29 protein-coding genes are annotated in these 24,779 nt (G+C 69.1%); 15 read left to right on the top strand and 14 right to left on the bottom strand.

The window, feature by feature from the left end; translation table 11 throughout:
• Positions 1-5: 5 nt before the first annotated feature.
• Positions 6-929, bottom strand: coding sequence for a vitamin K epoxide reductase family protein (locus tag ACWJIO_RS13425; RefSeq protein WP_480314222.1), 924 nt, complete (start codon positions 927-929; stop codon positions 6-8).
• 126 nt (positions 930-1,055) lie between these two features.
• On the opposite strand from ACWJIO_RS13425, the gene rimO reads away from it, so the two are divergent.
• Positions 1,056-2,459, top strand: coding sequence for a 30S ribosomal protein S12 methylthiotransferase RimO (gene rimO / locus ACWJIO_RS13420; RefSeq protein ID WP_480314220.1), 1,404 nt, complete (start codon positions 1,056-1,058; stop codon positions 2,457-2,459).
• Here rimO and ACWJIO_RS13415 read toward each other — a convergent pair.
• Positions 2,446-2,538, bottom strand: coding sequence for a cytochrome B6 (locus tag ACWJIO_RS13415; RefSeq protein WP_480314218.1), 93 nt, complete (start codon positions 2,536-2,538; stop codon positions 2,446-2,448). The genes rimO and ACWJIO_RS13415 overlap by 14 nt on opposite strands.
• Positions 2,539-2,792: 254 nt before the next feature.
• On the opposite strand from ACWJIO_RS13415, the gene ACWJIO_RS13410 reads away from it, so the two are divergent.
• Positions 2,793-4,406 (top strand): B12-binding domain-containing radical SAM protein, encoded by a 1,614-nt coding sequence (locus ACWJIO_RS13410; protein ID WP_480314216.1) that lies wholly within the window; start codon positions 2,793-2,795, stop codon positions 4,404-4,406.
• 42 nt (positions 4,407-4,448) lie between these two features.
• Here the strand turns inward: ACWJIO_RS13410 and ACWJIO_RS13405 are convergent, their stop codons facing one another.
• Genes ACWJIO_RS13405 through ACWJIO_RS13390 form a run of 4 tightly spaced genes read right to left on the bottom strand, consistent with a single transcriptional unit; the run spans position 4,449 to position 7,824 of the window.
• Positions 4,449-4,862, bottom strand: a complete 414-nt coding sequence (locus tag ACWJIO_RS13405) for a DUF4346 domain-containing protein (protein WP_480314214.1) — start codon at positions 4,860-4,862, stop codon at positions 4,449-4,451.
• Entirely contained in the window at positions 4,819-6,033 is a 1,215-nt protein-coding gene (locus ACWJIO_RS13400) for a GNAT family N-acetyltransferase (RefSeq protein WP_480314212.1), read from the bottom strand. The genes ACWJIO_RS13405 and ACWJIO_RS13400 overlap by 44 nt, the downstream gene beginning before the upstream one ends.
• 26 nt (positions 6,034-6,059) lie before the next feature.
• Positions 6,060-6,764, bottom strand: a complete 705-nt coding sequence (locus ACWJIO_RS13395; RefSeq protein WP_480314210.1) for a RibD family protein — start codon at positions 6,762-6,764, stop codon at positions 6,060-6,062.
• Positions 6,765-6,774: 10 nt separating this feature from the next.
• A complete protein-coding gene (locus tag ACWJIO_RS13390) occupies positions 6,775-7,824 on the bottom strand; it encodes a 6-carboxytetrahydropterin synthase (RefSeq protein ID WP_480314208.1) in 1,050 nt (349 codons plus the stop codon).
• Positions 7,825-7,877: 53 nt separating this feature from the next.
• Here ACWJIO_RS13390 and ACWJIO_RS13385 point away from each other — a divergent pair, with 53 nt between their 5' ends.
• Positions 7,878-8,525 (top strand): shikimate kinase, encoded by a 648-nt coding sequence (locus ACWJIO_RS13385; protein WP_480314206.1) that lies wholly within the window; start codon positions 7,878-7,880, stop codon positions 8,523-8,525.
• Here the strand turns inward: ACWJIO_RS13385 and ACWJIO_RS13380 are convergent.
• On the bottom strand, positions 8,485-8,763 hold the full coding sequence (locus ACWJIO_RS13380) for a CRR7 family NDH-1 assembly protein (RefSeq protein ID WP_480314204.1): 279 nt from the start codon (positions 8,761-8,763) through the stop codon (positions 8,485-8,487). The genes ACWJIO_RS13385 and ACWJIO_RS13380 overlap by 41 nt on opposite strands.
• Here ACWJIO_RS13380 and ACWJIO_RS13375 point away from each other — a divergent pair.
• Complete coding sequence (locus tag ACWJIO_RS13375) at positions 8,762-9,451, top strand: DUF6816 family protein (RefSeq protein ID WP_480314202.1); 690 nt, start codon at positions 8,762-8,764, stop codon at positions 9,449-9,451. The two genes, ACWJIO_RS13380 and ACWJIO_RS13375, sit on opposite strands and share 2 nt — an antisense overlap.
• Here the strand turns inward: ACWJIO_RS13375 and ACWJIO_RS13370 are convergent.
• Positions 9,408-10,127 (bottom strand): glutathione S-transferase family protein, encoded by a 720-nt coding sequence (locus ACWJIO_RS13370; RefSeq protein ID WP_480314200.1) that lies wholly within the window; start codon positions 10,125-10,127, stop codon positions 9,408-9,410. The genes ACWJIO_RS13375 and ACWJIO_RS13370 overlap by 44 nt on opposite strands.
• Positions 10,128-10,193: 66 nt before the next feature.
• Between ACWJIO_RS13370 and ACWJIO_RS13365 the strand changes: the two genes are divergently transcribed.
• The 5 genes from ACWJIO_RS13365 to ACWJIO_RS13345 are packed head-to-tail and all read left to right on the top strand — an operon-like array spanning position 10,194 to position 14,565.
• Positions 10,194-10,400, top strand: coding sequence for a DUF751 domain-containing protein (locus ACWJIO_RS13365; RefSeq protein ID WP_480314198.1), 207 nt, complete (start codon positions 10,194-10,196; stop codon positions 10,398-10,400).
• A 2-nt stretch (positions 10,401-10,402) separates the two neighbouring features.
• Positions 10,403-10,834 carry a 30S ribosome-binding factor RbfA gene (gene rbfA / locus ACWJIO_RS13360; RefSeq protein ID WP_480314197.1) on the top strand — a complete coding sequence of 144 codons (432 nt, stop codon included), beginning with the start codon at positions 10,403-10,405 and terminating at the stop codon, positions 10,832-10,834.
• Positions 10,827-12,503 carry a glycoside hydrolase family 3 N-terminal domain-containing protein gene (locus ACWJIO_RS13355; protein ID WP_480314195.1) on the top strand — a complete coding sequence of 559 codons (1,677 nt, stop codon included), beginning with the start codon at positions 10,827-10,829 and terminating at the stop codon, positions 12,501-12,503. The genes rbfA and ACWJIO_RS13355 overlap by 8 nt, the downstream gene beginning before the upstream one ends.
• Before the next feature lie 15 nt (positions 12,504-12,518).
• Positions 12,519-13,718: a glycosyltransferase family 2 protein gene (locus tag ACWJIO_RS13350; protein WP_480314193.1), complete on the top strand. Its 1,200-nt coding sequence runs from the start codon at positions 12,519-12,521 to the stop codon at positions 13,716-13,718.
• Between the two features lie 19 nt (positions 13,719-13,737).
• Positions 13,738-14,565: a uroporphyrinogen-III synthase gene (locus ACWJIO_RS13345; protein ID WP_480314191.1), complete on the top strand. Its 828-nt coding sequence runs from the start codon at positions 13,738-13,740 to the stop codon at positions 14,563-14,565.
• Here the strand turns inward: ACWJIO_RS13345 and ACWJIO_RS13340 are convergent.
• From ACWJIO_RS13340 to zds, 3 genes are read right to left on the bottom strand one after another with little or no spacing between them, the layout of a single operon-like run.
• Positions 14,522-14,986: a hypothetical protein gene (locus tag ACWJIO_RS13340; RefSeq protein ID WP_480314189.1), complete on the bottom strand. Its 465-nt coding sequence runs from the start codon at positions 14,984-14,986 to the stop codon at positions 14,522-14,524. The genes ACWJIO_RS13345 and ACWJIO_RS13340 overlap by 44 nt on opposite strands.
• Before the next feature lie 19 nt (positions 14,987-15,005).
• The gene (locus ACWJIO_RS13335) at positions 15,006-15,464 is read right to left on the bottom strand and encodes an SRPBCC family protein (RefSeq protein ID WP_480314187.1); all 459 of its coding nucleotides are present in this window, start codon (positions 15,462-15,464) and stop codon (positions 15,006-15,008) included.
• A gap of 56 nt (positions 15,465-15,520) precedes the next feature.
• Complete coding sequence (zds, locus tag ACWJIO_RS13330) at positions 15,521-17,056, bottom strand: 9,9'-di-cis-zeta-carotene desaturase (RefSeq protein ID WP_480314241.1); 1,536 nt, start codon at positions 17,054-17,056, stop codon at positions 15,521-15,523.
• Positions 17,057-17,149: 93 nt separating this feature from the next.
• Here zds and ACWJIO_RS13325 point away from each other — a divergent pair, with 93 nt between their 5' ends.
• The 4 genes from ACWJIO_RS13325 (at position 17,150) to ACWJIO_RS13310 (ending at position 19,649) form a co-directional block, all read left to right on the top strand.
• The gene (locus ACWJIO_RS13325) at positions 17,150-17,578 is read left to right on the top strand and encodes an iron-sulfur cluster assembly accessory protein (RefSeq protein WP_480314240.1); all 429 of its coding nucleotides are present in this window, start codon (positions 17,150-17,152) and stop codon (positions 17,576-17,578) included.
• A gap of 59 nt (positions 17,579-17,637) precedes the next feature.
• Positions 17,638-18,075 (top strand): tetratricopeptide repeat protein, encoded by a 438-nt coding sequence (locus ACWJIO_RS13320; protein ID WP_480314185.1) that lies wholly within the window; start codon positions 17,638-17,640, stop codon positions 18,073-18,075.
• 25 nt (positions 18,076-18,100) lie between these two features.
• Positions 18,101-19,345, top strand: coding sequence for a lipid-A-disaccharide synthase-related protein (locus ACWJIO_RS13315; protein ID WP_480314183.1), 1,245 nt, complete (start codon positions 18,101-18,103; stop codon positions 19,343-19,345).
• Positions 19,346-19,412: 67 nt separating this feature from the next.
• Positions 19,413-19,649 (top strand): hypothetical protein, encoded by a 237-nt coding sequence (locus tag ACWJIO_RS13310; protein ID WP_480314181.1) that lies wholly within the window; start codon positions 19,413-19,415, stop codon positions 19,647-19,649.
• Here the strand turns inward: ACWJIO_RS13310 and ACWJIO_RS13305 are convergent.
• Positions 19,585-20,520 (bottom strand): TIGR01777 family oxidoreductase, encoded by a 936-nt coding sequence (locus ACWJIO_RS13305; RefSeq protein ID WP_480314238.1) that lies wholly within the window; start codon positions 20,518-20,520, stop codon positions 19,585-19,587. The two genes, ACWJIO_RS13310 and ACWJIO_RS13305, sit on opposite strands and share 65 nt — an antisense overlap.
• An 86-nt stretch (positions 20,521-20,606) precedes the next feature.
• Between ACWJIO_RS13305 and ACWJIO_RS13300 the strand changes: the two genes are divergently transcribed.
• Entirely contained in the window at positions 20,607-20,849 is a 243-nt protein-coding gene (locus ACWJIO_RS13300) for an NAD(P)H-quinone oxidoreductase subunit O (RefSeq protein WP_480314179.1), read from the top strand.
• Position 20,850: 1 nt separating this feature from the next.
• Here the strand turns inward: ACWJIO_RS13300 and ACWJIO_RS13295 are convergent, their stop codons facing one another.
• Positions 20,851-21,498 (bottom strand): J domain-containing protein, encoded by a 648-nt coding sequence (locus ACWJIO_RS13295; RefSeq protein ID WP_480314177.1) that lies wholly within the window; start codon positions 21,496-21,498, stop codon positions 20,851-20,853.
• Positions 21,499-21,726: 228 nt separating this feature from the next.
• Positions 21,727-23,166: an iron uptake porin gene (locus tag ACWJIO_RS13290; protein WP_480314175.1), complete on the bottom strand. Its 1,440-nt coding sequence runs from the start codon at positions 23,164-23,166 to the stop codon at positions 21,727-21,729.
• Between the two features lie 604 nt (positions 23,167-23,770).
• Between ACWJIO_RS13290 and ACWJIO_RS13285 the strand changes: the two genes are divergently transcribed.
• Positions 23,771-24,631 (top strand): aspartyl/asparaginyl beta-hydroxylase domain-containing protein, encoded by an 861-nt coding sequence (locus ACWJIO_RS13285; protein ID WP_480314173.1) that lies wholly within the window; start codon positions 23,771-23,773, stop codon positions 24,629-24,631.
• Positions 24,632-24,779 lie beyond the last annotated feature (148 nt).

Raw genomic sequence — 24,779 nt, 5'->3', positions numbered from 1 at the left:
GCCGGTCAGCTTTGGGGCTGGAAGCCGCTCACCTGGGCCAGGCGCTCCAGGGGCTTGACGCCGGAGTCCAGCTGGCCGTTGATCTCCCAGGTGGGGAACCCCTGCACTCCCTTGCTGTCACAGAGAGCTTTCTCGCTGCCCACGCCATCCTCAGCGCATTCGATCACCTTGAGCTTCTTGCTGGCCTCCTGGCCAAAGAGCTCCTTCTGGTCGTGGCAGTGGGGGCACCAATAGGCGGAATACATCACGGCTCCGCTGGCGGTGAGGTGTTCGGCCAGGGCCAGGGTCAGGGGGGTGCTCTCGGTCTCCACCACCGGCGGCGTACCTGGCAGGGTCTCGGCCACGGGGCGGTCGACGGCGGTGGCCCAGCCCAGACCGATCAGCCCCACCGCCAGGGCCACCAGCACGCCGCGAAACAGCAGCTGACCGCGGTCGTCCCAGCTGCCGCCCAGCAGGGTGAACACCAGCAGCGACACGCTGACCACAGCCGAGAGCACGCAGAAGAAACAGAAGGCCTGGATCTTCAGCACCATCACGCCCATCAGCAGCAGGCTGAACACCGCCATGCCGATGCTGGTGAGCAACATGCCCCACCAACTCAGGGAGCCGAGTCGATCGCGCAGGTCGCCCTTGAGCACGAGGGGCACCACCGCCATCAGCAGCATGGCCAGGTAGGCCAGGAAGCCGAACAGCGATAAAGGCTGGCCCAGCAGGCTGCCCCAGGCGCTGTTCAACACCTTGTCGCAGCCCTCGGCGCCGCCCGGACAGGCCAGCTGGCCGAACAGCCCCCAGCGCTGCAGGGTGATGGTGCCCGTGTCGATCACGCCCACCGTGGCCAGCACGGACAACACCACCCGCACCCAGCGCTTGCCGGGATCACCCCGGCGACGGGAGCTGTTGAGGCGATCGCTGAGTCGGCTGGAGGTCATCGACAGCAGGAGGTGGGCAATCTGCGGATTCTCGCAGCCGCCTCAACGGCCTGGTGGGAGCAGGAGGACACTCGGGCCAGCGCAATCCCCTCCCCCATAGGGTGGTGGATCGGCCAACTCCTGCCCATGAGCTCCGCGCGTCCCACCGGCTCCTCCCCGGCCACCATCGCCTTCGCCCACCTCGGCTGCGAGAAGAACCGGGTGGACACCGAGCACATGCTCGGGCTGCTGGCGGAGGCGGGCTACGGCGTGAGCGCCGATGAGAGCGAGGCCAGCGTGGTGGTGGTGAACACCTGCAGCTTCATCCAGGACGCCCGCGAGGAATCGGTGCGCACCCTGGTGGAGCTGGCGTCGCAGGGCAAGGAGCTGATCATCGCCGGCTGCCTGGCCCAGCACTTTCAGGAGGAGTTGCTCGACAGCCTGCCGGAGGCCAAGGCGATCGTGGGCACCGGCGACTATCAGCACATCGTCAGCGTGCTGGAGCGGGTGGAGGCCGGCGAGCGGGTCAACCAGGTGAGCGCCACCCCCACCTTCGTGGCCGACGAGCACCTGCCCCGCTACCGCACCACCTCCGAGGCCGTGGCCTACCTCAAGGTGGCGGAGGGCTGCGACTACCGCTGCGCCTTCTGCATCATCCCCAAGCTGCGCGGCGACCAGCGCTCCCGGCCGATCGAATCGATCGTGGCCGAGGCCCACAGCCTGGCGGCCCAGGGGGTGAAGGAGCTGGTGTTGATCAGCCAGATCAGCACCAACTACGGCCTCGACCTCTACGGCAAGCCCCACCTGGCCGAGCTGCTGCGGGCCCTCGGGGAAGTGGACATCCCCTGGATCCGCGTCCACTACGCCTATCCCACCGGGCTCACTCCAGAGGTGCTGGAGGCCTATCGGGACGTGGCCAATGTGCTGCCCTACCTGGATCTGCCGCTGCAGCACAGCCATCCGCAGGTGCTGCGGGCCATGAACCGCCCCTGGCAGGCCAACGTGACCGGTGACCTGCTGCACCGCATCCGGGAGCAACTTCCCGATGCCGTGCTGCGCACCACCTTCATCGTGGGCTTCCCGGGCGAAACCGAGGAGCACTTCCAGCACCTGCTGAACTTCGTAGCCGAGCAGCGCTTCGACCACGTGGGGGTGTTCACGTTCTCACCCGAAGACGGCACCGCGGCCGTGGACCTGCCGAATCCCGTGCCGGCGGCCGTGGCCCAGCAGCGCAGGGATCAGCTGATGGCCCTGCAGCAACCGATCGCGGCCGAGCGCAACGCTGCCTGGGTGGGCAGGATCGTGGATGTGCTGATCGAGCAGGAGAACCCCTCCAGCGGCGAGATGCTGGGCCGCTGTGCCCGCTTCGCGCCGGACGTGGATGGGGATGTACGGGTGCTGCCGGGGGCCGGCGGCCTCTGCGCGGCGCCGGGAACCATGGTGCCGGTGAGGATCACCGCAGCGGACACCTACGACCTCGTGGGCGAGGTGGTGGGCGCCGCGGCCATGGTGGGCGATGCGATGGCGGCCAGCCGGCTCAGATCAGCTTGATGCTGCGCAACAGCACAGAGCCGAGGAACGCGGCAACCAGGCCGCCTCCGACCAGACCCAGGTAGATCGCTACACCCATCGTGGCCTCTGCTGCAAAGTCGTGTGCCCATTACAGCAGAGGCCCGGCTCGCCAGGCACCGGACCAGCCTTCTGCCTAAGGTGCGCCAACAATGAAACCTGAAGATCCTCCCCGGCGGACCGTGCCGGCCACCCTGTTTTCCTGAGCCGATCCAACCGCCGCTTCCGGCCCTTTCCGTCAGCACCCTTCCCCTGAGCCACGTTCCGGCGGCCACTTGCGTTGGCCCCGTTGCTCCGGCCCCGTCGAGACTCCCCATGCGCACCCTGCTGATCTATCCGGAATTCCCCAAGACCTTCTGGAGCTACGAGAAGATCCTGGAGCTGGTGAACCGCAAGGTGCTCCTGCCTCCCCTGGGCATGGTCACCGTGGCGGCACTGCTGCCCCAGGAGTGGCCGATGAAGCTCGTGGACCGCAACGTGCGCGAGGTGACCGAGGCAGAGTGGGACTGGGCCGAGCTGGTGGTGATCTCGGGCATGATCGTGCAGAAGGGGGACATGGCCGCCCAGATCGCCCGGGCCAAACAGCGGGGTTTGCCCGTGGCCGTGGGCGGCCCCTTCGCCAGCTCCACCCCTGATGCTCCAGAGCTTGATCTGGCCGACTTCAAGGTGCTGGATGAGGGTGAAATCACCCTGCCGATGTTCATCGAGGCCCTGGAGCGGGGCGATCAGCAGGGGCGCTTCAATTCCGGCGGTGAAAAGCCGGATGTCACCGGGACCCCAATTCCCCGATTTGACCTCCTGGAGATGGAGGCCTACTCGGAAATGTCGGTGCAGTTCTCCAGAGGCTGCCCGTTCCAGTGCGAATTTTGCGACATCATCGTGCTCTACGGGCGCAAGCCTCGCACCAAAGAACCGGAGCAGTTGATTGCCGAACTGCAGCGGCTCTACGACCTGGGCTGGCGCCGCTCGGTGTTTCTGGTGGATGACAACTTCATCGGCAACAAGCGCAATGTGAAGCGCCTGCTGCCGGTGCTGAAGCAGTGGCAGATCGAGCATCGCTATCCCTTCAGCTTCGCCACCGAGGCCTCGGTGGATCTGGCAGCCGATGAGGAGCTGATGCAGATGATGGTGGAATGCCGTTTCGAGAGCCTCTTCCTCGGCATCGAGACCCCGGACGAAGCCAGCCTGGAAGTGGCGGGCAAGCTCCAGAACACCCGCAGCTCCCTGGATGATTCCGTCAACCGGATCACGTCCTATGGGATGCGGGTGATGGCGGGCTTCATCATCGGCTTCGATGGGGAAAAACAGGGAGCCGGCGATCGCATCGTCGACTTTGTGACCCGCACCGGCATCCCCCACGCGATGATGGGCATGCTCCAGGCGCTTCCCAACACGGCCCTCTGGCATCGCCTGGAGCGTGAAGGGCGCCTGATCCAGGATTCCTCCGCAGCCAAGGGGGTGAACCAGACCAACCTGCTCAATTTTGTACCCACCAGGCCGATTCGCGACATCGCCAATGAGTATGTGGATGCCTTCTCCAAGCTCTATGAGCCCCACGCCTACATTGATCGCGTCTACAACTACTTCCTGAAGCTCCCCCCCCAGAAGTACAAGGAATTCCTCACCCCAGAACCCGAAGGCAGCCCCAAGAAGCCTGTGAACTGGGTTGATCTTCGCGCCCTGGCGATCATCATCTGGCGTCAGGGAATCCGCCGCAGCACCCGCTTGCGCTTCTGGAAGGCCCTCTATGGCATGGCCCGCCATAACCCCAAGCGCTTCAAGGGTTTCATCGCCATCCTGGCCCACAACGAGCACTTCCTCGAATACCGGGCGATCGTGCGCAACGAAATCCAGGCCCAGCTGGCCCAGATTCCACCGGAACCTCCCGAGCCCACTGCTGCACCAGTGCCGGAGCTGATCTCGGCCTGATCGCGCCCATCAGTCTGAAATTCTTCAGTCCTGCATGAGCCTTCAGTCCTGGATGTAGGTGAGGCCGTGCTCCAGGCACCATTCGGCCTTCTGGAGTTCCCTGCCCAGATAGAGAGCGTGGTCAAGGCGGCTGAGCGGCGAGGGGCCCTCTCCCTCGGTGAGCACGACCCCGAGCTGTTTGGCCGTGCGTCCGCGGTAGATGGCCAGCGGCTGCCTCGGGCCAGCGCCACGGCAGCTGAGCACTTCGCCGGTGTCGGGATCGGTGGCCAGACCCCGCTCATCGATGCCGTTGCCGAAGTGCTCCACCACCAGTTCGCCGGCCTCAGCATCAACGCTGATCAGGAAATAGCCGGCCGGGTCGAGGGCGATGAAGCGCCGCGACAGCTCTTCATCCAGCTGCCGGCGGGTCTGCTCAGGCCGCTGGATCCTGGTGGGGGAGGAGGGTGCCTGGGACATGGGGAGGATCGTAGTCAGCCGTGAACGGCAGCTCGGCGTTGATGGCGGCGATCTCCCGCAGCATCTCCCGATTGGCCCCGGGCAGCCACTCCCGCAGGATGGCGTCAAAGCGGGGATCACTCCAGCGGTGCAGGCTCACCCGGGGCTGGGCCACAAAGCCCCGCCGCCGCTTGTGGCTGCCGCCCGCCCCCGGATCGAAATGGCGGATGCCGGCCTCAATCGCCCAGGCGATCGGCGCGTAGTAGCAGACCTCGAAGTGGAGGCAGTCGATCGCCACCTCGCTGCCCCAGTAGCGCCCCCAGAGGTGATCACCACCGCGCACACACAGCGACATCGCCACGGGGTCGCCTGGATCTCCCCGGTGGGCACTGAACAGCACCAGGGCCCGGCGCAGGGCGGGATCGGCACCCACGGCCGCGAAAAATGGCTCAGTGAGGTATTTGCTGCCCCAGGGCCCCCACCGCTCGCAATGCTGGGCGTAGAAGTCATGCATCCGCTCCACCATGGCGGGCGGAATCGCCTCGCCCACCAGGGGGGTCACCTGCAGCCCGGCGGCACCCACCGCCTTGCGCTCGCGCTTGATGTTGCGGCGCTGGTTGGCATTGAAGCTGGCCAGGTAGTCATCGAAGTGACGGTGGCCGGGGTTGCTCCACTGGCTCTGCTGGTTCACCCAGGCGGCGCAGCCGGCGGCCTCGGCCAGGGGCTGCCACTGGGGATCCACGTAGAGAAAATTGCAGCTCAGCAGGCCCTGGTCGCGGCAGAACCGATCGATCAGCTCCAGCATCAAGGCCGTGAGGCCGGCGGCATCTTCCCCCGGGGCGATCAGGAAGCGGTAGCCCTGCACCGGGCTCACCGGGCTCATGCCCACGAGCTTGGGGTAGTAGCGCAGCCCCAGCTGGCCGGCGAGCTGGGCAAAGCTCTGGTCGAAGATGAACTCGGCGTAGCTGTGGCCCTTGAGGTAGAGCGGCGCCACCGCCAGCAGCGTGTCGCCGCTCCAGAGCCCCAGGTGACAGCCCTGCCAGCCCTGGCGGGGCACCACACTGCCGCTGGCCTCCAGCTGCCGCAGCCAGCGCCAGCGGTAGAAGGGCAGGTCGTCGGCCAGCAGCCCATCCCAGGCCGGCTCTGGAATCTCCGCCAGCGATTGGTGCCAGCGGGCGCGCAGCTCAGCCACGGCAAGGGGGCTCCGGGGCCGGCAAGCTAACCGGAAGCATCGGCCGGGGCGAGGGCATCGGGGCCGATCAGGCGGCCGTAGCGCAGCAGGCACTCGCCCCCTGGCAGCAGGCGGCAGTCCTGCAGCTGCCAGGCCCCCTGCTGCAGGGCAGGGGACAGAGCAGGCAGGCCTGCATCGGCCGGCAGCCACAGATGGGCGCCCCCCAGCAGCCGGGGGCAGAAGGTGAGCTGCAGCTCATCGACGAGATCAGCCGCCAGCAGGGAGGCCGCCAGGGAGGCGCCACCAAGCAGCACCAGCCGCCGCAGGCCCTGCTGGGCCAGCTCCGCCAGCAGCTGCGGCCAGGGGGCCAACGGCAGATGGTGCTGGAAGCCTGGGGCCACGGCCGAGCCCTGGGGGGCCAGCAGCCAGCGCTGCAGCGGCTGTGACCAGAAGGGGAGGCTGGCCGGCAGCTGGGCCGTGCGGCTCACCACCAGAGCCACCGGTTGGGGCGCAAGGCCCCCATCGCGGCGGCGGGCCAGCAGATCGGCGTCGCGGATCAGGCAGGTGCTGCCGTGCAACCTCAGGGTGCGCGCTCCGATCAGGCCACCATCCGCCCAGGTGAGGGCCTCCTCCAGCACGCGGCGGTCGCCGGGACCGCCGAGCTGGGCCGCGCCCCCCTGGGGCGGCGCCAGACGGCCGTCGAGGCTCACCGCCAGCACCAGGCGCAGTCTGGGGCGCTCCGGGGCGGGCACCCAGGTGGGCTCAGCGGGCCACCAGGGCCTCGAGGGCGGCAGGCACCATCTCGAGCTGGGGGGTTTCGGCAAACACCTCGGCGGCGTTGTTGGGGCTCTCCTGCAGGCGCACCTTGTGCAGCCTGGCGCCGGTGGCTGCGATCGGGCTGGCCAGCAGGTCGGCGATGTGGAGGGCGATGTTCTCGGCGGTGGGCACGCAGCTGGCGAAGTGCTCCACGTCCTTGTTCAGGAAGGTGTGGTCAAAGGGCTCCACCACCAGGTCCGCCACCAGCTGCTGCAGGGCGGAGAGGTCGCACACCATGCCGGTGCGCGGGTCGATGCCGCCGCGCACGGTGACATCGAGCAGGTAGTTGTGGCCATGGCCGTGGGGGCGGGCGCACTTGCCGTAGATGGACTCGTTCTCGGCCTGGCTGAGCTCCGGACGGGCCAGGCGGTGGGCCGCGGCGAAGTGGGTGCGGATCGAGAGGAAGGCTTCCATGGGGAGCGGGGCGGCGGAGGGGGCGGCGCAGTCAGGAGCGGAGTCTGTGGCGGTGTCGGTGGGGCTGTCAGTGGCGACAGCTGCGGCGGGGGGGAGCAGGTCGACCCACAGATCAGGGTGTTCGTAGAGCCGCAGACCGGCCAGGGGCAGCAGCGGCCCCAGCCGGGCCCAGATGGCACGGCAGAGGGCTTCGGTGGTGGGCAGGCAGCCCTCGGGCCGGGAGAGGTCGAACTCCGGCCACACGTCGTTGAGGAAGCGGAAGTCGAGCTGAGCGGTCACGGCGGAGCGAATGGCGTGCTTCACCTCGGAGAGGTTGAGCACCATGCCGTCGCCGTCGAGGGGCCCGGCCATGGCCACGATCAGCTCGTAGTTGTGGCCATGGCCGGGGGCCAGGCTGCAGCGACCGAAGCGCTCGGCGTTCTCCTGCTCCGAGCATTCGGGCAGCCAGTAGCGGTGACTGGCGCAGAAGGTGGCCCGGCGGGTGATCAGACAGGGCCGTCCGCGGCCATGGCCGGAGGCGGCACCAGGGGGGCAGGGGTCTGCGATCCCTGGAGCGGGCCTGAGACTGGCGCTGGCCGTCATGGGGCTCGTTCGGTGGGCTTCATCCTAGAAACAGGCTCTGTTGAAGCGGGGAGATGGCCGCAGCTGCGCACCTGGCCCTGGCCAAGCGCCTCCAGGGGGTGAACCTCTACCTGGTGGGAATGATGGGGGCGGGCAAGAGTGCGGTGGCCGCTCCCCTGGCCGCGGCCCTCGGCTACCGCGTTGTCGATGCCGATGCCGTGCTGGAGGCCTCCGCGGGCCGCGGCATCGCCGAGATCTTCGCCAGCGATGGGGAGCAGGCCTTCCGGGACCTGGAAACAGCCGTGCTTGCCCAGATCGCTGGCTGGCATTCCCTGGTGGTGGCCACCGGCGGGGGGGTGGTCAGCCGTCCCCAGAACTGGGGCCACCTGCACCAGGGGCTGGTGGTGTGGCTCGATGCGCCGGAGGCCCTGCTGCTGGAGCGGCTGCGGCAGGACCCCACCCCCCGGCCCCTGCTGGCGGACCCGGACCCCGCCGCCCGGCTCAGGGCCCTGCTGGAGGCCCGTCGCCCCCTCTACAGCCAGGCGGATCTCCGCATCAGCCAGGATGGCGAGCCCCCTGAGGGAGTGGCGCAGCGGCTTCTCGAGGCCCTGCCCAGCGTGCTGCGGGAGCCCTTGAGCCCCCCCGAACAGCCAGCGCTGCTACGCCATCAGGACGGCGGCCTCAGCCCGTCCCTGGATGGGGTCCCGGCGGATCGATCCTGACGGCGAACCACTGGATGGCGCGGCCGGGCTCCAGCTCCAGCTCGCAGGCGGTTGCGAGCAGCCGTTCAGCCCTGTCCCGGCCGCCGGCGAGGTCGGCGAGATCGTGGGGCACCTGGGCCAGGGCGGCGAGGTGGGCCTCCAGCCAGGCCACGGTTTCGGCGGCCGTGAGGATCTGATCAGCCCCGCCCGGCTCCAGCACCACGTAATGATCGAGCTCCCGCAACAGGGGGTCGGACATGGGCAACACGCTGATGGCAGCCATCCTGGCGCTGTGGTTCGCTGTCTGGCCTGCTGCCGGCAGCCCCGGCCCATCGCCCCTGGAGACGCGGATCGCCCAGTGGCCCGCCTGGAGCTTGCCGGCCCCGCTGACGCGCCCCGGCCGCCGCGACCTGGCCTACCCGCCCTGGTTCGAAGGGGCCTGGCTGGCCAGTGACGACGATGGCAGCCAGTACCAGGTGCGCTTCCTCCGCGACGGCACAGGGGCGGTGGTGGGGGACCGGGCCTTCAACGCCGGCGCCATCGGCAGTGCCCTGCTGGGGGAGGCCCTGCTGGGCGTCGAGAACGATCCGGCCGACCCGAACCGGCAGGTCGCCAGGCTGCGGGGACCTGAGGGCACCCCCTTCCAGCTCGAATCCAGTGTGATCGGCCGCCGCAGCGACCAGCCGGCCACTGGCGAGTTCCTGGCCGATGAGCTGGCCCTGCAGGTGCTGCATGGCCCGGGCCAACCCCGGCTGAGCCGGGTGGAAACCCTCAGCCGCTTCCAGCTGCGCAGCGACGGCAGCATCGAGGCCCAGCAGTGGCAGGCCACCTACCCGTCACCCACCGCCGGCCTGGCGGCCCGAGCGAGCAGCAGTCAGCGCAGCGGCCTGAAGCTGGTGCCGCTCAGGCCCGACCCAGCTGGGCCAGGATCCCATCGCGCCAGCTGAACAGCGGCTGCAGCAGCGGATGGTCAGCCAGGCCGCTGATGCCGTGCCCGGCCAGAGGTGCCCCGGCGCTGGCCGGGAACAGCAGCAGCGAGAGCTGGGCCACCACGGCCAGATCCGCCAGGGAGAGCTGGTCACCCACCAGATAGGCGCGGCCGCCCGTGAGGGTGGCGAGCTGCTCCAGGTTGGTCTGCAGCTGGCGGCGCTCCTGGGTGCCGATCAGGCCGGTCACCGCATCGCCCATGCCGTGCATCACGGCGCCGGGCAGGCTGGAGAGCAGCTGGCGCACGGGCCCGGGCGTGGCCTCCGGCAGCAGGCCGGCCCTGAGCACGGGGTCACCGGCCAGGGCCTGCAGCAGGGCGGCTCGCACTCCGGCCGCCAGGGCGGTATCGGCCCAGTCCTCCAGCAGCAGCACCCGGGCCCGTTGATCGGGGTCTGGCGGCAGCAGTGCCGGCAGGGGATGGAGCACCTCCAGGTACTGGGCGATGGCGGTGGAGTCGGCGATCACCTCCGAGCCATCCACAAGCACGGGAACCTGGCGCTGACCGGAGAGCCGGAACAGCTCCAGCTGCCCCACCCCCGGGGTCACCTCCACCACGCTGTAGTCGACCGCCTTGGCAGCGAGCACAAGCCGCACCTTCTCGCAGAAGGCGGAGTGGCGGAACTGGTGCAGCTGCATGCGTCAAGCCCGAAGCCAAGGCGGCAGAGTAGCCAGCAGGCACCGCCATGAGTGTTTCCGGGGGCAATGAAGGACTTCCTGCTGAACGTGACGCGCTATCCGCGTTACCTGATCGCCTTCGGGCTGGGGGTGGCCAACTCGGTGCTGGAGCCCCTGGCGGCCCGGGGCCGCAATCCCGTCACCGCGGTGGCTCTGATCGGCGCTGCCGTCAGCGGCCTGCTCAGCCTCGGGCTGATCCTGCATGCGATGGTGAACGCCACTCCGGTGGCTTAGCCATGGCACAGGGGCGACGGGTGGAGCGGGTGGCCTCCCTGATCCGGCGGGAGCTGAGCGAGCTTCTTGTGGCCGGCATCAAGGATGAGCGGGTCAGCCAGGGCATGGTGAGCGTGACCCACGTGGAGGTGGCGGGCGACCTCCAGCACTGCAAGATCTTCGTGAGCGTCTACGGCAGCGAGGCGGAGCGCGATGAGGCCATTGCCGGCCTGCGCTCGGCCGCGCCCTACGTGAAGGGTGAACTGGGCCGGCGCCTGAAGATGCGCCGCACGCCGGAGGTGGTGTTCCTGCTGGATCGCGGCCTGGAGCGCGGCACCACGGTGCTGGGCCTGCTCAACCGGCTGGAGGAGGAACGCCTCGAGAGAGGGGACCCTGGCGACCCGGCAGCCAGCGCCGAGCCCGCTCCCAGCGAGACCGACAACGCCGTTGGCTAGGCCACTGGAGCCGGAGCTGAAGCGGCTGGCCGCCGAACTGCTGGTGGTGAGGGCCAGCGGCCATCTGGCCGATCACCAGCGCCGCTACCCCCGCTGGGAGCTGACCAATGCGGAGCTGCAGCAGCTGCTGCAGCTCGGCGTGGGCGGGGTGATCCTGCTGGGGGCGGGGGCGGCCGAGCTGGCCCTGCGCTGCCGCCAGCTGCGCGGCTGGGCTGGAGGGCCCCTGCTGCTCTGCGCCGATGTGGAGGAGGGCGTGGGCCAGCGCTTCGAGGGCGCCAGCTGGCTGGTGCCGCCCCTGGGGCTGGGCCGCCTGCATGGCCGCGATCCCAACCTGGCCCTCGATCTGGCCGAACGCTACGGCCGCTGCACGGGCCGGGATGCCGCCCGCGCCGGTCTGAACTGGGTGCTGGCCCCGGTGTGTGATGTCAACAACAACACCGCCAACCCCGTGATCAACGTGCGTGCCTGGGGCGAAGAGCCTGCGGTGGTGGCGGCGCTGACGGCCGCCTTCTGCCGGGGCCTGCAGAGCGTGGGAGTGCTGGGCTGCGCCAAACACTTTCCCGGCCATGGCGACACCATCAGCGACTCCCACCTGGAGCTGCCGGTGCTGCCCCACAGCCGCGAGCGGCTGGAAGCCATCGAGCTGCCCCCCTTTCGCGCCGCCATCGCGGCCGGGGTGGCCGCGGTGATGACGGCCCACCTGCTGCTGCCGGCCATCGATCCCCAGCGCCCGGCCACCCTCTCAAGCGCCGTGCTCAGCCAGCTGCTGCGGCGCGATCTGGGCTTCCGGGGGCTGGTGGTGACTGATGCCCTGGTGATGGAGGCGATCAGCCGCCACCACGGCGCCGGCGAAGCGGCGGTGCTGGCCCTGGAGGCCGGCGCCGATCTGGTGCTGATGCCCGCCGATGCACACCAGGCCATCGAGGCGATCGTCGCCGCCCTTGCCAGTGGGCGGCTGTCACGGCAACAGCTGGAGGCCAGTGCTGAGCGGCGGCGCGACGCCCTGGGGCAGGTGCGGACCGGCCGAGGCGATCCAGGCCTCGAAGGCGACCCCCCCACGGCCGCCCAACCCGATCGGCTCCTGGAGCAGGAGCTGGTGGAGCACACCCTGGAGCAACGGGGCGGCAACTGGGCCGGGCCAGCAATCTGGCCAGCAGCCCCCAGCTGGGCCAACGCCAAAGCCAGCGCAGACCCCGCCATCCTGGGCCCCGGGGTGAACCTGCTGCGCCTCGACTCCGCCCTGCAGGCGCCCTTCCTGCCCCCCACCGCGCCGGCCCTCACCCTGCCCGCCGCGGCGGGCCTGCGCCCCTGCCTGCTCGACGACCTGCACCCCAGCCTCTGGCGGCCCGATCCCCAGGCCCCCCTGAACCTGGATCTGCTCGGCGAGGGCCCCGTGCTGCTGCAGCTGTTCGTACGCGGCAACCCCTTCCGGGGCAGCGCCGGCGGCGATGAGCCCTGGCCCGCGGCCGTCGCCCAGCTGCTGCGGCATGGCCGGCTGGCAGGCCTGGCGATCTACGGCAGCCCCTACCTGTGGGAGGCCCTGCAGCCCCTGCTGCCGGAGCCGTTGCCGGCGGCCTACAGCCCCGGCCAGATGCCCCGGGCCCAGGCCTGGCTGCTGGGGCGCCTGGGCCTCGCCGATCACAGCGCCGCGCAGGCCTTCACCGACTGAACCGCGGGAGACACCATGCCGAAGCTGAGCCTGTCGATGGTGGTGCGCAACGAAGCGGAGCGGCTGGAGGGCTGCCTGGCCTCGGTGGCCGGCTTCGTGGATGAGATGGTGCTGCTCGACACCGGCTCCAGCGATGGCACCGTGGCCCTGGCTGAGCGGCTCGGTGCCGTGGTCCATGCCCTGCCCTGGCCGGGCGACTTCGCGCCGGCCCGCAACGAAGCGCTGCGCCACGTGTCCGGCGACTGGGTGCTCGTGCTCGACGCCGATGAGCAGTTGCTGGAGCCGGCCAGGGCGCCCCTGCGCCACCTGCTGGAGCAGCCCGACCTGCTGCTGGTCAACCTGCTGCGCCAGGAGCGCGGTGCCAGGCAGTCGCCCTACTCCAGCGTCAGCCGCCTGTTTCGACGCCATCCCGCCCTCCACTGGAGCGGCGCCTATCACGCCCAGGTGGATGAGAGCGTGCTGGCCCTCCAGCGGCAGCAGCCGCACTGGCGCATCGCCGACTGCGATACCCCCGCCCTGGTGCACGACGGCTACGCCCCCGCCCTGCTGGAGCGCGGCAACAAGGCCGGGCGGCTGCGCCAGGCGATGGAACAGGAGCTGCGGCTCCAGCCCCACGATCCCTACGCCTGCGCCAAGCTCGGCAGCCTGGAGGTGAGCGAAGGCCGCCTGCGGCAGGGCATCCGCCTGCTGCGGCGCGGGCTGCGGCACTGCCCCTCCGAGGCGGTCCCGGAGCGCTACGAACTGCTGCTGCATCTGGCCATCGCCCTGGCGAGCGAGGACAAGGACACCGCCGCCGACCTCTACCGCCAGGCCCTGGAGCTGCCCCTGCCGGGCCGGGTGAGCCTGGGCGCCCGGCTCAACCTGGCCGCCCTGCTCTGCGAGCAGGGGGCCCTGGCCGAGGCGGCCGAGCTCTGCCGCCAGGCCTGTGCCATCGCCCCTGAGGTGGGGCTCGCCTGGTACAACCAGGGCCTGATCGAACGCCGCCGCGGCCACCTGCCCCAGGCGATCGCCGCCTACCGCCGCGCCCTGGAGCTCGACCCGCAGCACGCCGAAGCCCAGCAGAACCTCGGGGCGGCCCTGCTGCTCAGCGGCGACATCGCCGCAGCCCGCGGCGCCTTTCGCCAGGCCCTGGAGCTGCTGCGGAGTCAGGGCCGCCAGGGCGAGGCCGAGGCCCTGCGGCAACGGGCCTCCGCCCTGGTCAAGCTGGAGGACTGAACCCTTGTCTGAAGCCTCCATGTCTGAGCCCTGCCTGGCCGGCAGAACCATTGCCGTGACCAGGGCCGAAACCCAGATCGGGGCCGCCCGGCGCCTGTTCGAGGCGGCCGGGGCCCAGGTGGTGGACCTGCCCGCCCTGGTGGTGACGCCGCCGGAGTCGTGGGGCCCCCTCGATGACGCCCTCGATGAGCTCGAGGACTTCCACTGGCTCGTGTTCTCCAGCGGCAATGGCGTGGAGGCCGTGGAGAAGCGGCTGGGGTTGCGGGGCCGCAGCCTGGCCCACCGGCCCCGCAGCCTCAGGATCGCCGCCGTGGGCCGCAAGACCGCCGCTCAGCTGGAGGCGATCGGCGCCCCCGCCGACTTCGTTCCGCCCAGCTTCGTGGCCGACAGCCTGCTGGAGCACTTTCCGGCTTCGGGCTGGGGTCTGCGGCTGCTGCTGCCGCGGGTGGAGAGTGGCGGCCGCACCGTGCTGGCCGAGGCCTTCGCCGCAGGCGGGGCCCGGGTGGTGGAGGTGGCCGCCTACGAAACCCGCTGCCCGGCCGGCCTGCCCTCGGCCGCCGTGGCGGCCCTGGAGCGGGGGGCACTCGACGCCATCACCTTCAGCAGCGCCAAGACAGTGAGCCACACCGTTCAGCTGCTTCAGGCGGGCTTCGGAGAGGCCTGGCCCCGCTGTCTGCGGGATGTGGCGGTGGTATCGATCGGCCCCCAGACCAGCCGGCGCTGTGAGCAGGAGCTCGGCCGGGTGGACGCGGAGGCCGATCCCCACGACCTCGAGGGCCTGGTGCAGGCTTGCGCCGAGGCTCTCAGAGCTCCGCCGACACCGTCTGCCGGCCCTGACGCAGGGTGAGCAGGCCACGGTCGGCATTGATCGAGGCCACGGTCCAGCCGGGCGGCAGCAGATCGGTATTGCTGCCGCCCCGATCGCCCACGCTCAGAGCTCCGCTGGTTGCGCCGTAATCGACAATCGCCTGGGCCCTTCCGGCGGAGCTGATCACACCGGTGAACCGGAAGGACGGCGGCAGGGTGAGCCGACCCGGGGTGGGGCTACCTCCTGCAGCAGGGCTCGGCACCAAGGGATAAAAGGGATCCTCCCGGCCGGTGTTGATCGACCCCAGCACCTGGTTGGGCGTGGGCAGCGGAGTCAGGCCAGCAAGCTCGGGTGCCTGGGAGGCTGCCGGTGAGGTGGCGGGAGACGGTGGCGGAGATGACGCCGTGGCCTCGGGGGGAGCATCCCCGCCGCCACAGCCCGTGAGCACCAGGGATACCAAGGCGCATGGCAGCCAGCGCTTAGCCAGGGATGGTCTCGATCGAGCGTTCCTCGACCAGGTCTCGAAAGCGGTCAAGGTTCGCCTGAAGTTCCTTTGTGACGATGCCACCGAGAATGGTTGGTTCCATCAATGGAGCCAAGATACCTGGAAGTTCATAGCTCACGCTGAGCTTTACGGCGGTGCTGCCGTCGGGCTGGGGGTAAAAGCGCACGCCCCCCTTGGTGGGCAGCCCCCCCACCGATTCCCAGTGCAACTGCTGGGCCTCCACCCGCAACGTGATCCGTGCCTTCCAATGGAAACGGAATCCCTGGGCGGCCAGGGTCCAGTCGGTGAGGTCGGGGTTGCCGGGCTCGGTGACCACCGACTCAATCCAGCGCATCCAGCGGGGCATGGCCTCCAGGTCGCTCCAGACCTCCCAGACCCGCTCCACGGGCGTGGCGATCTCAGTGGTGACGCTGTGCTCGAGCCAACGGCCCATCGGGTTCCTCGTGAGTGGGGCGGTATGGGTGGCAGCCAGGTTCGGCGCCAGGCACGTCAACGCCGGGGGGCGGCGGTGAGGGGCTGCTTCTGGCCGGAGCCCTGGGCGGCCAGTTGAGCGGGACGATCGAGAATCGCCGCTGCCGCGAGGCGGCCGCTCATCGTGGCACCTTCCATCGAATCGATGTAGTCCTGACGGGTGTAGCTTCCCGCCAGGAAGAAGTTGGCAACCGGCGTGCGCTGGCTGGGCCGATAGGGCTCCATGCCGGGGGCTTCGCGGTACAGCGACTGTGCCAGTTTCACCACATTGCTCCACACCAGATTCAACGACTGGGCTGACGGGAACAGGCGGCGCACCTGGGCGTCGGTGGCGGCCACGATGTCGTCGCTCCTGCGGGGGATCCAGGGATCGCCGGGGGTGAGCACACACTGCAGCAGGGAGCCGAACCCCTCCTTGCGGTAGTCCTCCGGGCTGGCGAGGGCCAGGTCGGCGAAACAGCTGAAATCGGCATCCGCCGTGTAGAGGAGGTTGTCGAGGCCGGCCGGGTGGCTCACGTCAGCGCGGGCGGCGGTGTTGGCGGCGCTGTCCCCCAGCTCGGTGATCCAGCCGTCGTAGCGGAGCTGCACGGTGGCCACCGGCACCGCCTCCAGCTTGTAGATGTTGTCGAACTGGGGAAAGCGGCGCCAGGCCTCGGGCAGCATGCGCTGAATGCCCGGCACATCGCAGGCGGCGAGATAGGTGTCGGCCTGCACCCGGCGCTCCCCCTCCGGTGTGCCCAGGCTGAGGCCGCTCACCCGGATCGCTGGCGAGCCGCTGGGGCCAGAGGCGTCTGGGTCGGGAACCTCCTCGTAGTGCAGCTCGGTGACGCGGTGGCGCAGGTGCAGGCGCCCCCCGCGACTGGTGATGTAGTCGAGGATCGGACCGGTGAGCCAGCGGTGGGGCGAGCCCTTCAGCAGGTTGAGCTTGGAGGCCTCCGTCTTGGAGGCGAACATCATGAAGATGGTGAGCATGCAGCGCGCCGAGATCGCCTCGCAGTCGATGAAGCCGAGGGCATAGGCAATCGGGTTCCACATGCGCTCGATGCTGCGGCGGCTGCCGCCATGGCCCAGAAACCACTGCTGGAAACTGATGCGATCCAGGTCCCGGATCACCCCCATGGCCCCTTCGTAGTCCACGAGGCCACGCACGATCGGGCTCGTGCCCAGAGCCAGGGCATTGCGCAGTTTGTCGATCCAGTCGAGCTGGGGCGTGGTGAAAAAGGCCTTGAGGCCGTTGAAGGGGGCGCCCAGGGCAAAGCGGAAATCGAGCTCGCGCAGATCGCCGCCTGCATTCACGAACAGGTGGGTGTGCTGCTTGGGCAGGAGGTTGTCGATCGCCCCCACCTTGCGCATCAGGGCGAACAGGTTGGCGTAATTGAAGAAGAACACATGCAGCCCCATCTCGATGTGGTTGCCGCCCTCATCCACCCAGCTGCCCACCTTGCCCCCCATGAAGGGCCTGGCCTCGTAGAGATCCACCTGATGGCCGGCATCCACGAGATCCACCGCCGCCGCCAGACCCGCCAGACCCGCTCCCACAATGGCGACCTGCACCCGCAACACTCCGGTCGTACTGGCAGAGACTCTATGGATCCGACAGGTGCGGGTGCAGTTCCATAGAGTTGGCCCATGACCCTGGCCGAAGTGATGAGCACCGAAACCGCCGCCAGCCCCGTTGCCGCGAGTCCGGCCGCCGCGACCCCCGTGGCCACCTTCACGGCCCGGGACGGCAAGGGCATCCTGGTCACCGAGCCCGCCATGAAGCAGCTGGGCAGCCTGATCAGCCAGCAGGGCGAGGGCAGGGTGCTGCGGGTGGGGGTGCGCTCAGGCGGCTGCAGCGGCATGAGCTACACCATGGACTTCATCGGCGCTGAGGGCATCCGCCCCGACGACGAGACCTACACCTATGAACCCGCAGGAGCCCCCAGCTTCCAGGTGGTGTGCGACCCCAAGAGCCTGCTGTACATCTACGGCATGCAGCTCGACTTCTCCAGCGCCCTGATCGGCGGCGGCTTCAACTTCACCAATCCGAACGCCAGCCAGACCTGCGGCTGCGGCAGCTCCTTCGCGGTCTGAGCCAGCGCCTCGGGCCTGCCGCATGGGAATCTGAACAGCTGTGACCCTGCCCTGCAGCCATGTCGGCCAGTTCCGCCGAGAGCAGCCCAGCCACCTCGCTGTTCGACGCCGCCATCGCCCGGTACAACGCCGGCACTGATCCGGCCGAACTGCTTGAGGAGTTTGAGGCGATCACCTCCCAGGCACCCCGCCAGTCGGCTGGATTCACCTGTCTGGCCTGGCTGCAACTGCTCACCGACCAGCCGGAGCCTGCCCTGCGCACGGCCCGCACGGCGGTGCGGCTCAATCCCCAGGACCCCCAGGCCCGCATCAATCTGAGCCTGGCCATGCTCGAGACCGGCGCCAAAGGCGTGCGGGAGCACATCGGCATGGTGCAGCGGCTGATGGCCGTGGCGCCTGAGCTGGCCGCCGAGCTGCAGGAGTCGATGGCCGACGGCCTCAGACGCAAGCCCGGCTGGGCGGCCATGCTGAAAGTACAGGCCTGGTTGAACGGTTGATCGCGCCCCCCGCCCCCTGACGCCCGTGGCTCGCGTGCTGCTGCTCAGCAATGGCCATGGCGAAGATCTCAGCGGCGCCCTCGTGGCCGCGGCCCTGATGGCCAGGGGTGTGGCCGTCGAGGCCCTGCCCCTGGTGGGCCACGGCAACGCCTACCGCCAGCGGGGCATCGCCGTGCTGGGGCCCACGCGGGAGTTCCGCACCGGGGGGCTGGGTTTCACCAGCTTCCACGGCCAGCTCAGCGAGCTGCTCGGTGGCCAGGTGGCCCACGTGATGGCCTGCCTGCTGCGCCTGCTGCGGCAGCGGGGCCGGTATCAGCTGGTGGTCGCCGTCGGCGACCTGGTGGCGGTGCTGGGGGCCTGGCTGGGCGGCTGCCGCTGCGCCGTGTATCTGGTGGCCTACTCGAGCCACTACGAGGGCAAGCTGCGGCTTCCCTGGCCCTGCGGCTGGCTGCTGCGGCGTCGCCGCGTCAGCCAGATCTGGAGCCGCGATGCGCTCACAGCCAGGGACCTCAGTCAGCAGCTGGGGAGGCCTGTGACCTTTCTGGGCAATCCCTTTCTGGACGCCGCCGTACAACGCGGGGTGGCCACGACGACCGCGCCACGGCAGCCCTGCCTGGCCCTGCTGCCCGGCAGCCGCATGCCCGAAGCCGGGGCGAATCTGGAGCTGATGTTGCGCCTGCTGGCCCTGCTGCCCCAGCCGCTTCACCAACCAGAGGTCCTGCAGCTGCAGGCCGTGCTGGTGAGGGCTCTCGATGCCGCCACGGTGCGGCAGCTGGCCGCCCGCCACGGCTGGCGAGCACGGGCCCACGACCGCCTGGAGCGCGGGGGGATGGAGCTGGAGCTCACCTGGTCAGGGGCCGGGGCCGCCCTGGCCCGGGCCGATCTGGTGCTGGCCATGGCGGGCACGGCCAGCGAGCAGGCGGTGGGCCTGGGCAAGCCGGTGCTGCAGCTGGTGGGGCAGGGCCCCCAGTTCACCGCCGGTTTCGCCGAAGCCCAGCGGCGGCTGCTCGGGGCTGGGGTGCATTGCGCCAGCGGCGAGCCCGGCACGGCCATGACCCTGGAGGCCACAGCCCGCCTCGCCTGGGCCCTGCTGGCCGAACTGGCCGATCCTGCAGCGGGGCCAGAACTGCGAGGCCGACTAGCCCGCACCGCCCAGGAGCGGATCGGTGCCCCTGGAGGCACCGAACGGCTGGCGGCAGCGATCATGGAGCTGTTGCGCCCAGCCGATGTCAGATCAGCCGCCCAGGAGCGAGCCCAGCCCAGGGCCTGAGGGAAGCACTCCCCCGGCACAGACAGCAGCCCGGGCCCAATCGCCCCTGCAGCGCGTCAAGGGGATGATGGACACCGTGCTGGTGGCCAACGTGTTCGTGGTGATCGGCGGCGCTCTGTGGTTCGGCGTGGCGGTGCTGTGCCACAGCCAGAAGCTGGAAGCCCCCCTGGAGCTGTTTCAGCGGCTCTGGGAGCCGCTGTTCACCCCGGCGATCGGACTGCTGATGGGAGCCGCCGTGCTCAGCGGGGTGCTGAGCTGGTGGCAGCAGGAAGGGCAGCGTCGAGCTCGGGGTACTGGAAGGTGAAGCCCTCGGCCTGGAGCCGCTCGGGTGCCACCTGCTGACCCTCCAGCACCACCTGGGCCCCATCCCCCAGCAACAGCTGCAGGATCGGCCCCGGCACGGGCAGCAGGCTGGGCCGGCCCAGCACCCGGCCCAGGGCCGAGGCGAACGCTGTCATCCGCACCGGCTGGGGCGCCACAGCGTTATAGGTGCCTCGCCAGCACCCGTCTTCGAGAGCGCTGGCCACGAGACGGCAGAGGTCGTGGCGATGGATCCAGCTCATCCACTGGCGGCCAGTGCCCACGGGCCCGCCGAAGCCCATGCGGAACACGGGCAGCATCTTGGCCAGGGCGCCCCCATCGGCGCCGAGCACGATGCCGATCCGCAGGATCACCAGCCGACACGCCTCAGGGCAGCGGGTCGCGGCCGCCTCCCAACTGCTGCAGATCTCGGCCAGATAGTCCTTGCCGGCAGGACTCTGCTCCGTGAACTGCTTCTCCAGGCTGGTGCCGTAGTACCCCACCGCCGAGGCATTGACCAGCACTTGCGGCGGGGTCTGCAGCGCCTCCATCGCCTGCACCAGCAGCTCGGTGGTGCGGCTGCGGCTGCGCATCAGCAGGCTGCGATGGGCCGGGGTCCAGCGCTTCTCGGCAATGGGTTCACCAGCGAGGTTCACTACGCCATCGGCGGCGGCCAGCGCCTCGAGCAAGGCCGGATTCTTCCAGCTGGCTGGGTCGGCTGGATCGAGCTGCAGGCTGCCCAGGCGATCGCTGGCCAGGGCGTGGAAGGGGTCGCTGCGGCGACTCACCAGGGTGAGCGTATGACCCAGTTCCAGTAGGTAGGGCACCAACTCGAGCCCCACAAATCCGGAGCAGCCCAGTAGCAAGACACGCACCCGCTCCATTCCCTCAGCGCGACAGGAGGCTAGGCCCAAGCTCCACCACCGTGGGCCTTAGCCTGGTCGCCACCCTCAGGCTCTCCATGGCCGACACCTCCTCCACCACCCAGCCCCCCCTGAAGAAAGGCAGCCTGGTGCGGGTCAACAGCGACGCCTACGTCCGCAGTGCCGAAGTGGCCGCCAGCGCACCCCAGCCTCCCGGGTACATCCTCGAGGGCCCCGGCGAAGTGCTGGTCGTTAAGGGGGCCTATGCCCAGCTGCGCTGGCATCGGCCGGTTCCTGATGTGTGGCTGCCCCTCGCTGTGCTGGAAGCCTTCCCGGGTTGACTCAGGCCATCACCTGGCGCCGGTCCTGTTTCAGCTGGCGCCGACGCTTCGCCGCCTTGCGCAGCATCTCACGGCCATCCCGCAGGTAGGAGTCCACATACCCCATGGTGTACCTCTCCAGGTCCACCAAGGCGTCTTTCACCAGGCTGAGGCAGTGGTAGAGGTCGAGGCAGAAGCCCTCGATGGCTTGGGGACAGGGACGGGAGCGGTAGAGGGTCTCCACCCTGGCCAGGCGCGACTGGCTGAGCCCCAGGAAGGTGCAGAACACCTCCATCAGGCGGTCGTCGTAGGGATCAGCGGCGAGGGCCCGCAGCTGGGCTGGGAAGGGGTTGATCACCTGGCCCAGCAGGCGGTCGATCGGTGTGAACACCTGCTGCAGCCAGAGCCGCACGGCAGCTTCTTGATCAGCTCCGCGGCTGCTGGCCGCTGCCCTGGAGGTCTGCGCAGGGGATGAGCCCCGCCCTTCCTCTGCGGGGGGTCTGCTCTGACGGCGGTCATGGCGGTGGCGGCGCTCGCGATCACCCAGCACTTCCCAGGCGGCGTTGAGGGCCAGGATCGTGGTGGGATCCCCGCCCGCATCGGGGTGATGCCGCTTGACCAGGGCGCGGTAGGCCGCCTTGATCTCAGCGCCACTGGCCTGGGGGGACACACCCAGCACTGCATAGGGATCAGCCTGAAGCAGGAGACACCTCCTTCCGCACCAGCTCACGTCCAGGGCAACCTAAGCGGCCAGGCTCCTGGGATCGGGCCAAAAAAAACCCCGGCCGAAGGCCGGGGGTGAAGAGGAACAACGGTGTGAAGAGTGGTTCCTGAAAGTTAAAGAGGACGAAGGGCCTGGAAAAAGTGTGAGGAGCCAGGCCCGGTTCCGATCAGATGATCAGAACTTGAAGGTGGTCTTGACCAGACCGCCGTAGGTGTCGCTGGCGCCACTGTTCTCGATGTAGAAGAAGGCGGGGGTCACGCTGATGTTGTCGGTGACCTGGAACTTGTACCACAGCTCGTAAGCCAGGGTCTCTTCGCCACCGTCTGTCCAGATGCCGCCGGTGCAAGCAGCGGTGGTGCCGCACTTGCCATCGCCGATCTGGCCAGCGCTACCGACAGCCATGCCGAGGGCATTGCCCTTGATGAACATGTCAGCCCACTGGATGCCGACCATCCAGCTCCAGGACTCATCATCTGCGGGGTTGATGCCGGAGGTATCGGAGTAGCCGATACCAGCGCTGATCGAAGGCACCCAACCGGAATCGGTGGGAGACCAGTAGCCACTCAGGCCAACGTTGTTGGTGTTGTCGAACCCGCTGAAGTCAGCGAAGGTGTAAGCCAGGGCTGCACCCCAGTTCTCGCCGCCGTAACCCAGCTGCACGGTGGCGGTGTAGTCCTCACCGATGCCGACGGTGGAGTCCTCAGCAGCGTTCTCGTTGGAGACGTAGTTGGCGCTGATGCTGAAGCCATCCTTCTGCCACCACACGCCGACACCGGCGCCGAGGTTCAGGCTGTAGGTCGCCCTGGCACCCGCGTAGGTGAACAGGTCAAGGATGGTGTCAGCGGGGTAGGCGCTGGGCCAGAGGGCCAGCATGTCGTCCTGACGAACCTTGGCACCGGCGGTGACGGTGAAGGACTCAGAGACGGGGAACTGGTAGAAGAGGCGGTTGATGCCGACGGAGTCAGCACCACTCTCTTCCTGGAACGCCACTTCCATGGCGGTGTTGCCGTTGCCGAACACGGAGCTGCCGAAGTTACCGGCGCGCAGGGTGGTGCGCAGCAGGTCCTTACCGGTGAAGCTGGTGTCGAACATCAGGCGAACGTCGTAGTTCGCGGTGACATTGTCGCCGAAGCCGGTTTCGCCAGCGCCGCCGAGCACCATGGTGGCGATGCCCTTCAGCTTGGTGGTGGTGGAGAACTGGTTGGCCTCCAGCTCACCGACCTTGGCCTCGAGGCCGTCCACGCGGCCCTTGAGGATGGCGAGTTCCTTCTCGAACTCGGCCATCAGGCGCTTGAGCTCGTCGGTCACCTCGGTGACGCGGTCGAGACAGGCGTTCAGAAGCGCAGCGGCTTCAAAACGGGTCATGGCCCGCTGGCCGCGGTAGGTGCCGTCGGGATAGCCGGCGACGCAGCCGTAGCGCTCGATCAGGTTGGAGAGAGCCTGGTAGGCCCAATCCGTGGGTTGCACGTCCGAGAACTGGGAGATGCTGGTGACTTGCTCCTGGGAGGCGTACTGGTCGACGCCGTCGAAGTTGAGCTCAGAAGCAGTGGCGGCCACAGGGGCCAGCAGTCCGAGTGCCGCAGGGGCAACCAGCAGTTGCTGGAAAAGTTTCATGGGATCCTCACACAAAATGGGCGCAATGCGCCGCAGAGCCATGGTGACCACCTGCCGGACCTCTCGCACCACCCCATGTGCCAGAGGGCACAATGGCCCCATCCGGAAGGATGCCGGGCCTGGCCGGCAAAGGCCTCGCCAACACAGTTCCAGACAGGGATCCTGGCGAGACAGGGATCCTGCCTGCAGGGCTGACACTGGATCGGGGAGGCAAGACCGCGGAGGCCAACAGGCGCCAAAACGATGCCCCCACAACCCAGGTAGACCTGGATGGTGGGGGCTCTCGCCGGGTCCGCGGCTGCGGAACCGTTTGATCAGGGTTGAGGCGCCGTAATCAGGCGGCGTTCTCCGCGATCAGCAGACCCTTGGTGAAACAACTGGAACTCACGGGCACCTCCTCCTTGGGGGGATGACGCCAGCCGGCGACGTGTTCGGCCTCCTGTCAGAGGACAAGAGGCCACGGCACTGCTGACAGAACGGCCAAACCATAGCGACAACCACGGCTCAGGCCCTCCAGCGGGCTCACCATCCCCCACAGCGGCCCAGGAGGAGGAGGCGCCGCCGATAGGGTTCCCGCTGCAGACACGAGCGGGCAGCGAATCGGGTGCGACAGACGAGCCCACAGAAGCCACCAAAGTCAGGTCGCCGCTCCGCGGATCGCGACCTGGCGCCCACGGCCCAGCTGCGCCGGCGCCATTGGACCTTCCCGGCCCGCTCCCGCCAGGCGCGGCTGCGGCGCGGCCTGCACGACGCCCTCGAACGCCTGGTGTGCTGGGCCTCCATCCATGGCGATGTGCCTGTGTTCGAGGCCGACCGCTTCCCCTGGATCCACGCCGTGGAGGATCAGTGGCTTGGCGTGCGGCAGGAGCTTGAGCAGGTGATGCTCCACCGCGAGGCCATGCCCAACTTCCAGCAGATCCTGCCCCAGGTGGGCAAGATCCAGAAAGACGATCAGTGGAAGACCTTCTTTCTCAAAGGTGTGGGCATGGATTGCCGCGACAACGCCCGCCGCTGCCCCCAGACCATGGCCCTGCTGAAGCAGATCCCCCACTGCAGCACCGCCTTCTTCTCGATCCTCTCGCCCCACAAGACGATTCCCCCCCACAGAGGGGCCTGGGCCGGCGTGCTGCGGCTGCATCTGGCCCTGATCGTGCCCGAGCCCAGGGAGCGCTGCCGGATCCGCATCGCCGACGAGCTGCATGTCTGGGAGGAGGGCCGCTGCCTGGTGTTTGACGACACCTACAACCACCAGGTGTGGAACGACACCGAGGGCTACCGGGTTGTGCTGTTTGTGGACTTCGCCCGGCCGTTGCGCTGGCCCGTGAGCCTGTTCAACCACTGGTTGCTGAGCCTGGCTGCCCTGGCGCCGTTTCTGCGCGAAGCCAACCAGAACCAGCAGGCCGCCGAGCGGAGCTTTCGCCGCTCCATGGGCGATCCCGCTGTGAACTCTGAGCCTCGCCGCTGACAGCGGGCCATGAAAAAGCGCCCCCGAAGGAGCGCTGCTGGGGTGGCCAGGGCCGGACCAGATCAGAGAGCGTTGCCGCGGGGCAGAACTTCCTCAGGGAAGACGAAGTTTTCATGCGGCTGGTCAGCCGGCGCCATCCAGGCGCGGA

The organism is Paraciimarium castrense LEGE 11436, from assembly GCF_056633055.1.
The sequence above is the reverse complement of the archived record's forward strand: the minus strand, read 5'-3'. Positions and strand labels throughout refer to the sequence as shown.

Coding starts and splice junctions, on each gene's coding strand:
- ACWJIO_RS13425 (WP_480314222.1), bottom strand. CDS start 929: ATGACCTCCAGCCGACTCAGCGATCGCCTCAACAGCTCCCGTCGCCGG.
- rimO (WP_480314220.1), top strand. CDS start 1,056: ATGAGCTCCGCGCGTCCCACCGGCTCCTCCCCGGCCACCATCGCCTTC.
- ACWJIO_RS13415 (WP_480314218.1), bottom strand. CDS start 2,538: ATGGGTGTAGCGATCTACCTGGGTCTGGTCGGAGGCGGCCTGGTTGCC.
- ACWJIO_RS13410 (WP_480314216.1), top strand. CDS start 2,793: ATGCGCACCCTGCTGATCTATCCGGAATTCCCCAAGACCTTCTGGAGC.
- ACWJIO_RS13405 (WP_480314214.1), bottom strand. CDS start 4,862: ATGTCCCAGGCACCCTCCTCCCCCACCAGGATCCAGCGGCCTGAGCAG.
- ACWJIO_RS13390 (WP_480314208.1), bottom strand. CDS start 7,824: ATGACGGCCAGCGCCAGTCTCAGGCCCGCTCCAGGGATCGCAGACCCC.
- ACWJIO_RS13385 (WP_480314206.1), top strand. CDS start 7,878: ATGGCCGCAGCTGCGCACCTGGCCCTGGCCAAGCGCCTCCAGGGGGTG.
- ACWJIO_RS13375 (WP_480314202.1), top strand. CDS start 8,762: ATGGGCAACACGCTGATGGCAGCCATCCTGGCGCTGTGGTTCGCTGTC.
- ACWJIO_RS13380 (WP_480314204.1), bottom strand. CDS start 8,763: ATGTCCGACCCCCTGTTGCGGGAGCTCGATCATTACGTGGTGCTGGAG.
- ACWJIO_RS13370 (WP_480314200.1), bottom strand. CDS start 10,127: ATGCAGCTGCACCAGTTCCGCCACTCCGCCTTCTGCGAGAAGGTGCGG.
- ACWJIO_RS13365 (WP_480314198.1), top strand. CDS start 10,194: ATGAAGGACTTCCTGCTGAACGTGACGCGCTATCCGCGTTACCTGATC.
- rbfA (WP_480314197.1), top strand. CDS start 10,403: ATGGCACAGGGGCGACGGGTGGAGCGGGTGGCCTCCCTGATCCGGCGG.
- ACWJIO_RS13350 (WP_480314193.1), top strand. CDS start 12,519: ATGCCGAAGCTGAGCCTGTCGATGGTGGTGCGCAACGAAGCGGAGCGG.
- ACWJIO_RS13345 (WP_480314191.1), top strand. CDS start 13,738: ATGTCTGAGCCCTGCCTGGCCGGCAGAACCATTGCCGTGACCAGGGCC.
- ACWJIO_RS13335 (WP_480314187.1), bottom strand. CDS start 15,464: ATGGGCCGTTGGCTCGAGCACAGCGTCACCACTGAGATCGCCACGCCC.
- ACWJIO_RS13325 (WP_480314240.1), top strand. CDS start 17,150: ATGAGCACCGAAACCGCCGCCAGCCCCGTTGCCGCGAGTCCGGCCGCC.
- ACWJIO_RS13320 (WP_480314185.1), top strand. CDS start 17,638: ATGTCGGCCAGTTCCGCCGAGAGCAGCCCAGCCACCTCGCTGTTCGAC.
- ACWJIO_RS13310 (WP_480314181.1), top strand. CDS start 19,413: ATGGACACCGTGCTGGTGGCCAACGTGTTCGTGGTGATCGGCGGCGCT.
- ACWJIO_RS13300 (WP_480314179.1), top strand. CDS start 20,607: ATGGCCGACACCTCCTCCACCACCCAGCCCCCCCTGAAGAAAGGCAGC.
- ACWJIO_RS13290 (WP_480314175.1), bottom strand. CDS start 23,166: ATGAAACTTTTCCAGCAACTGCTGGTTGCCCCTGCGGCACTCGGACTG.